Raw genomic sequence first — 5,933 nt, forward strand, 5'->3', positions numbered from 1 at the left:
AGTGATGGTGAGCCCCGCATCCATTGGATGCGGGGCTCACCATCACTTTAGTGCCTCGGCTGCTTACCAGCGCGTGCTGTCATTCGGGTAGCGGTCATAGATGTCCGCTCGACCGTCTCGGTCGGTGTCTTTTTCGTCAGCCTGGTCTTTCACGCCCGGCATATCGCAGTCTTCCGACTCCGTGCAGCCCTTTGCTGCGCCAGCAGTGCCGCCCAGAACGGCGCCAATCGCAGCCCCGCGTTGCGCGTCACCATCCCCGACATTATTGCCAATCACAGCACCCGCGGCTGCGCCAGCAGCAGCGCCATAGGCAGCGTTGCGTTCAGTGGTGCCAGTTTGGGTGCAGGCGGCCAGAGCGAAGGCGCTGGCGCCGATAGCGGCGAGTTTCAGATAAGCGGTCATAAGACATTCCTTTCCGTTGTGTACGGGTCAGAAACGTCTCCTTGGTGGCTTGGTTCCGTTGGATTTCCGAGGCTTACGGGATGGTAATACCGTTTGCTTGTCAGCTCCAACGCTTGGCAAGTTTCTGGTCGGTCGAACTTGCATCTTGCTTTGCGGCGCCTTGATATCCGGTAATCGTATCTGCCACGAACGGGTTGGTTTGACGCTCTTGGCCAAAAGTGGACAGCGGACCATGACCCGGCACAAACCGCATTTCATTGCCAAGTGGCCAGAGCTTGCCGGTAATCGAGTCGATCAGTTGCTGATGGTTCCCGCGCGGGAAATCAGTCCGGCCGATGGAGCCCTTGAACAGGACGTCACCAACAAAAGCGAGCGCGCCTTCTTTCTGATAGATCACAACATGGCCCGGCGTATGGCCCGGACAGTGTGCGACGCCGAATTTTGTACCAGACAGCTCCAACTCGTCGCCATCATGAAGATACTTGTCCGGAGTCACATTGCGGCCATCAGTGATGCCGTATTTGGCGCCTTGAGCTTCCAGTTCATCCAGCAGCCACTGATCGTCCTCGTGGGGGCCAATGATTGGGCAGCCCGTGCGCTCCGACACTTCGGTGGCCGCGCCGGCATGATCCAGGTGTCCGTGGGTCAGCCAGACGCCGACGATCTTCACACCGAACTGCTCTGCTGCGCCCATCAATTTGTCGACCTCGCCGCCCGGATCGATGAAGACGCCATCCATTGTGTCTGTGGACCAGATCATCGACGTGTTCTGTTGCAGCGGCGTCACGGGAATGATGCGAATTTCGAGCTTGGGCGGGGGAGCTTGGTCTGTCATGCCTCAGAAATAGCGTCCCGACATGGTTTCGTGAAGGTGCAAGCGTGCTTTCCCTCGCGGTTCTTCTTGGTTTAAACGGTTTACCAAGCAGATTTGACGGAGATTGCCCATGCGCCTGCCGCGACACGCCTATGGCCACAAGACCCGCAGTAGCGGGATTGGTGGCCTCTTGCGCAGCCGGTTCAGCCTGATCCTTGTCGGCTTGTTCCTGCTGTTTCTGTATTGGCAAGCCAACCAGACCGAAGTGCCTTTCTCGGGCCGCAAGCAACTGAACACCGTCCCGATCGAGAAAGAGGTGCAGCTGGGCCAGCAGTCCTATATCCAGATACTGAACCAGGAGCAGCAGCAGGGAAATGACGTCCTGTGCGCAGATGGCAACAATTGCGAAGGCACGGAGGCGGAATACACTCAGGCCGTTCGCGAGATTGGCGCACGCCTCCAGCGCGCCGCAGTCGAGCTGGAACAGGATCTCCTGCGCCAAGGCGCCTCCTTCACCCCGGTCGCCGACCAATTCGACTGGACCTACTATGTCGTCGATTCCGATACGCCGAACGCTTTCTGCCTGCCGGGTGGGTATGTTGCGATTTACACGGGCATTCTCGACATTACGGGAAACTATGATGGCAAGGTCGACGCCGAGGATATCAGCGATCTCGACAAGCTGGCCGTGGTGATGGGGCATGAGATTGGCCATGCCCTGGCCCATCATGGTGCTGAGCGGGTCAGCCAGCAACGCGTCGTCCAGTTCGGGCAGATCGCTGTCGGCGTGGGCCTTGGCGACATGGACGCCTCTCAACAGCGCGCCATCATGCAGGCTTTCGGCATCGCGGCCCAGGGTGGAATGCTCGCCTATTCGCGCAAGCATGAGACGGAAGCTGACAAGATCGGGCTCGATCTACTGGTTCGCGCCTGTTACGACCCGCGCGAAGCACCTGATCTTTGGGAGCGGATGGGTCAGATTGGTGGTGGCCAGCGTCCACCGGAGTGGATGTCCACGCATCCGGCGTCCGAAACCCGGGCCGAAAATTTCCGGAAATGGATGCCGGAGGCGATTGCGGAATATGAGCGTCGCTGCGAACCGCTGGGCTAGGCGCTGTCCTCGTCGCCGCGCAGGCGGTCAATAATCGCATCCCGCCAGCTTTCCGGCATCAGGAACAGTGCCCACGCGCCTGCCTCGTAATGTGCACGACGCCAGATATCGAGCGGATTGTACCCGCCATTGGGACAGGCGGCGAGCGCCTTGGCCTGCTTGCCCGGATGGCTGGCATAGACGGCCTTGGCGCGCAGGATATGCATGCAATTGGAGATGAAGACGATCTTCCCACTCTCCGAGGCGCTGGTGGTGTTGGCGAGGCTTTCCAGGCCGGAAATCGTATCGCGGCTCTCGACATCGGCGCTGACCTTCGCGGCCTGGCCGGACCGGCGCGCCGCGAGCAAGGCCATCTCCTGGCTGCCGAGACGGCCTTCCTGGGGGCGATGGCCCCCCACGACTTTCAATTGGTCCAGCTTGCCCGCTTTCAGCAGGGCGACGCCCTTGTCGACCCGCGCAGAGGCATCGGATACATTGTCGGTATAGAAGATGATCCCGCGTCCCCCCGCCAATTTGCCAGTTTGGTCTGAAAGCCGGGTGACGCCCCAGAAAAGAAGCGTCGCGGCGAGGTCCACGAGGACCAGCCAGATCAGCAAGGTTCGGATGCGTCGAATCACAGCCGCTATAATCACCAACTGGCCCCGGCCTGCTAGAGCCGAGCCGCAACAATGACTACATATTTGCAGTTTCAGCCGGTGGGGCCAGCCGGCTCCAGAGAGGCGAGATAATCTTTCACAGGCGTGGTGATCTGGTCTGGCAGGTCATCCAGCGCAAACCAGCCGCATCCGCCATGCTTTTCCGGTTCCATGACACGTGGTTCGCCTGACACGATGCGCGCAGAATAGACTGGCGCAACCCAATGCTTCCCGTCACCCTTGTCGATGGTCTCGGCAATGCAGGCGAGGCCAGTCAGCTCGATGGTGACACCGAGTTCTTCTTCGATTTCGCGCCGGGCGGTGTCCTCGGCGCGTTCGCCAAAATCGATCTTGCCGCCGGGCAGACCCCACGCTCCCGCTTCGGGTTGCTTGAGACGTTGGATAAGCAACAGGCGCCCGTGCGCATCGCGAATGGCTGCGCCGCAACCGGCGCCGGGAAGGGAGTTAGAATCAGTCATGCTTACCAGTTTACAGGGCCATGGCGCGATTGGCAGGGCGAAATTGGAACCGTGGCCCGCCGGATCGCATTGCGTTTCTTCACAATTCAATTAGCCTTTGAGGCGCTACTGGAGATGTTTGGCATGGCCTACACAATCACCCGCACACTGGATGGCATCACGCTCGAAGAAGCCGACAAGCGCACGCGCGCAGCGCTGTCTGGCAAGGGGTTTGGGGTTCTCACCGAGATTGATGTCCAGGCGACGATGAAGAAGAAGCTGGATGCCGACATGGCCGGGTACCGCATTCTTGGCGCGTGCAATCCGGACATGGCGTTCGAGGCCATCAAGATGGAGCCCAGGGTCGGCGCGATGCTGCCTTGCAATGTCATTCTGCGCGAAGTCGATGGCGGCATTGAGATCAGTGCGATTGATCCGGTCGCGTCCATGCAAGCGATTGAGAACACGGAACTCCATGCCGTAGCCGGGCAGGTGCGTGACATGCTGGCGGAGGCATTGGAGGCGATCTAGCCGATTAGAACAAGTGGGGGGGAAAACATGGCAAAAGTGATTGGTTTGGGTGGACTGTTCTTTCTTTGCAGAGACGTGGATGCGACGCGGGCGTGGTATACGCGGGTACTCGGTGTGCAGATTGACGAATATGGGGGCGCGAGTTTCTCCCAAGCGGATGCTGCTGCACGATTCCCGCAAGGTGCCCGCACGATCTGGGCGCCCTTCAAGGCAGGAAGCGACTATTTCAAACCTTCAGACAGCGACTTCATGATGAATCTGATGGTGGACGACCTCGACGCCATGATTGAGCAAATCAAGGCTGAGGGCGTTGAAATGGAAGGCGAGCCCATGACGGAAAGTTATGGAAAGTTCGCCTGGATCATGGATCCTGATGGCCGCAAGGTCGAACTCTGGGAACCCATCGAGGCGCAACCCGCGACCTGAAGCGGTGACTCTCAGAACCAGCCAGCCACCCGTCCCCACGGGACAAACAGGAATGTGATGGTAAGAGCGGCGGCCGTTGCCGCGAAGCCGGCAAGCATCAGCGCGCCATCCTTGGCGACGAGCGCCAAACCGAACAGGACAATCGCAACACCCGGCGCTGCGACGGCGAACGGCACGAGTTCCAGAGGGATCATCAGAATAGCGAGCAGGGAAACCGCGATCGCGGCCAGATAGGTGGCCACACGTCCTGTCGCCCAAGCGAGCCGCTCGGTGATCATGCGATCAATGCGTTCCAGCCAGGGTTTCACCTTGTGTTCGGCTTCTTTGAGTTTCGAGGTTTCGATGGATCGTTTCTCAACGAAGGACGGCATCCAGATATGATCGGCGCCAAACAGAATCTGAATGCTGAAAAGCAGGATGATAACCCCGATCACCGCTGGCAGGCCGGGTATTCCGCCTAGCGGCGGCAAGACGACCAGAAGGCCCAGCAATGTGATGATGGGACCAAAGGATCGGTGCCCGAACATGTTGAGCAGATCCCCAACCGAGATTGTGCCTTCGCCACCTTCTTCAATGGCGGTCTCGAGTACGTTCTCCAACGGATCGCTCTGTGATGCGGGCATGGCCTTCCTCTTGGTTACTCATGGTAACGCATCAAGTCGGCTGGGGTTCGCACTGCGCGCAAAAAAAGAGCCGCCTGGCATGACACCAGAGCGGCCCGAGGAGAGGTCTGCTATTCAGGAAAGTGCGTTAGCGTGCGGACTTCTTGCACGCTTCAATATCGTCTGCTTCCAGCTTGGAATTGGAGTTTCCGTAGGAGATGATTTCGCCGGCCTTCTTCGCAATCTTCTTGCAATCGCGAACAGAGGCCTTCTTGCGGTCGAGGTCGCCTTTGCAGACAGTGCCTTCGCAAAGCCAAACAGTGCCGATGGCCACGACCTGGCCTTCGTCGACAGGGGCGGCTGTTTCGAAGGTGAATGTGTTGGCGAAAGCTGGTGCGCCGAGCGCAAGGAAGGCTGCGGTGGTGAGAGCGGAACGGATCATGGGAGGATACCTTTCGGTGGGTGGACTTCAAAACAGTGTCGGACCCTAAGCGTCCGTTCGCACTCAATAGCGATTACTGACGAAAACGTCAATCATTCAGCCTTTCTGGCCTTGGTGACTAGTTCGCGTCAGCCAGAATGCGCCTGTTCAGGCCAGAACGCGACACATAGGCTTCGGTGAGCTTCGGGTGGTCAATCTTGTTCACAGCTTGCGCGATAACCTGCGAGACGCACGAATCATCGACACGGGGTGCCTGCGAGACAGGGGCATCGTAGCGGCAGATGGAATCAGCCTGCATTTGCAGGGAATCCAGAACGACTCCGGCCCCGGCACGAGAGTGCAATGCGCTGTTATCATACTGGATTTCTGCTGACACAGTCTGGGCCGGATCGGCCATGGCAGGGGCGGCATAGGCGAGGCCGGCAAGACCGGCAGCGACAACGATAAGAGAGAGGCGGGAAGACGGCATGGGAGGAAACCTTCTTGCAGTTGCGGTCGGTGGTGACCGTAAC

At 59.2% G+C, this 5,933-nt stretch carries 10 protein-coding genes; 3 read left to right on the plus strand and 7 right to left on the minus strand.

Features of this window, described 5'->3' with window-relative positions; genetic code table 11:
• Positions 1-63: 63 nt before the first annotated feature.
• Positions 64-402, minus strand: a complete 339-nt coding sequence (locus B4F73_RS08955; protein ID WP_206992451.1) for a YMGG-like glycine zipper-containing protein — start codon at positions 400-402, stop codon at positions 64-66.
• Positions 403-502: 100 nt separating this feature from the next.
• Positions 503-1,237, minus strand: a complete 735-nt coding sequence (locus tag B4F73_RS08960; protein ID WP_290483051.1) for an MBL fold metallo-hydrolase — start codon at positions 1,235-1,237, stop codon at positions 503-505.
• A gap of 109 nt (positions 1,238-1,346) precedes the next feature.
• Between B4F73_RS08960 and B4F73_RS08965 the strand changes: the two genes are divergently transcribed.
• Positions 1,347-2,327, plus strand: a complete 981-nt coding sequence (locus tag B4F73_RS08965; RefSeq protein ID WP_206992453.1) for a M48 family metallopeptidase — start codon at positions 1,347-1,349, stop codon at positions 2,325-2,327.
• Here the strand turns inward: B4F73_RS08965 and B4F73_RS08970 are convergent.
• Together B4F73_RS08970 and B4F73_RS08975 are read right to left on the minus strand one after the other, a co-directional pair.
• On the minus strand, positions 2,324-2,944 hold the full coding sequence (locus tag B4F73_RS08970) for an ElyC/SanA/YdcF family protein (RefSeq protein ID WP_206992454.1): 621 nt from the start codon (positions 2,942-2,944) through the stop codon (positions 2,324-2,326). The genes B4F73_RS08965 and B4F73_RS08970 overlap by 4 nt on opposite strands.
• A gap of 71 nt (positions 2,945-3,015) precedes the next feature.
• Positions 3,016-3,441, minus strand: a complete 426-nt coding sequence (locus B4F73_RS08975) for an NUDIX hydrolase (protein WP_206992455.1) — start codon at positions 3,439-3,441, stop codon at positions 3,016-3,018.
• 123 nt (positions 3,442-3,564) lie between these two features.
• Between B4F73_RS08975 and B4F73_RS08980 the strand changes: the two genes are divergently transcribed.
• Both B4F73_RS08980 and B4F73_RS08985 read left to right on the plus strand, forming a co-directional pair.
• On the plus strand, positions 3,565-3,951 hold the full coding sequence (locus tag B4F73_RS08980) for a DUF302 domain-containing protein (RefSeq protein ID WP_290483052.1): 387 nt from the start codon (positions 3,565-3,567) through the stop codon (positions 3,949-3,951).
• 27 nt (positions 3,952-3,978) lie between these two features.
• Positions 3,979-4,377, plus strand: a complete 399-nt coding sequence (locus B4F73_RS08985) for a VOC family protein (protein ID WP_290483053.1) — start codon at positions 3,979-3,981, stop codon at positions 4,375-4,377.
• An 11-nt stretch (positions 4,378-4,388) separates the two neighbouring features.
• On the opposite strand, the gene B4F73_RS08990 is transcribed toward B4F73_RS08985, so the two are convergent.
• The 3 genes from B4F73_RS08990 to B4F73_RS09000 form a co-directional block, all read right to left on the minus strand.
• Positions 4,389-5,000 carry an exopolysaccharide biosynthesis protein gene (locus B4F73_RS08990; RefSeq protein WP_290483054.1) on the minus strand — a complete coding sequence of 204 codons (612 nt, stop codon included), beginning with the start codon at positions 4,998-5,000 and terminating at the stop codon, positions 4,389-4,391.
• Positions 5,001-5,127: 127 nt separating this feature from the next.
• Positions 5,128-5,421 carry a CC_3452 family protein gene (locus tag B4F73_RS08995; RefSeq protein WP_290483055.1) on the minus strand — a complete coding sequence of 98 codons (294 nt, stop codon included), beginning with the start codon at positions 5,419-5,421 and terminating at the stop codon, positions 5,128-5,130.
• 118 nt (positions 5,422-5,539) lie between these two features.
• On the minus strand, positions 5,540-5,890 hold the full coding sequence (locus tag B4F73_RS09000) for a UrcA family protein (RefSeq protein WP_290478527.1): 351 nt from the start codon (positions 5,888-5,890) through the stop codon (positions 5,540-5,542).
• Between the last annotated feature and the right edge of the window lie 43 nt (positions 5,891-5,933).

It is taken from the genome of Hyphomonas sp. UBA3601, from assembly GCF_002375605.1.
Classification (GTDB): Bacteria; Pseudomonadota; Alphaproteobacteria; order Caulobacterales; family Hyphomonadaceae; genus Hyphomonas.

What these genes read in the sequence shown, in the direction of transcription:
- B4F73_RS08955 (WP_206992451.1), bottom strand. Translation starts at nt 402, where the DNA reads ATGACCGCTTATCTGAAACTCGCCGCTATCGGCGCCAGCGCCTTCGCT.
- B4F73_RS08960 (WP_290483051.1), bottom strand. Translation starts at nt 1,237, where the DNA reads ATGACAGACCAAGCTCCCCCGCCCAAGCTCGAAATTCGCATCATTCCC.
- B4F73_RS08965 (WP_206992453.1), top strand. Translation starts at nt 1,347, where the DNA reads ATGCGCCTGCCGCGACACGCCTATGGCCACAAGACCCGCAGTAGCGGG.
- B4F73_RS08975 (WP_206992455.1), bottom strand. Translation starts at nt 3,441, where the DNA reads ATGACTGATTCTAACTCCCTTCCCGGCGCCGGTTGCGGCGCAGCCATT.
- B4F73_RS08980 (WP_290483052.1), top strand. Translation starts at nt 3,565, where the DNA reads ATGGCCTACACAATCACCCGCACACTGGATGGCATCACGCTCGAAGAA.
- B4F73_RS08985 (WP_290483053.1), top strand. Translation starts at nt 3,979, where the DNA reads ATGGCAAAAGTGATTGGTTTGGGTGGACTGTTCTTTCTTTGCAGAGAC.
- B4F73_RS08990 (WP_290483054.1), bottom strand. Translation starts at nt 5,000, where the DNA reads ATGCCCGCATCACAGAGCGATCCGTTGGAGAACGTACTCGAGACCGCC.
- B4F73_RS08995 (WP_290483055.1), bottom strand. Translation starts at nt 5,421, where the DNA reads ATGATCCGTTCCGCTCTCACCACCGCAGCCTTCCTTGCGCTCGGCGCA.
- B4F73_RS09000 (WP_290478527.1), bottom strand. Translation starts at nt 5,890, where the DNA reads ATGCCGTCTTCCCGCCTCTCTCTTATCGTTGTCGCTGCCGGTCTTGCC.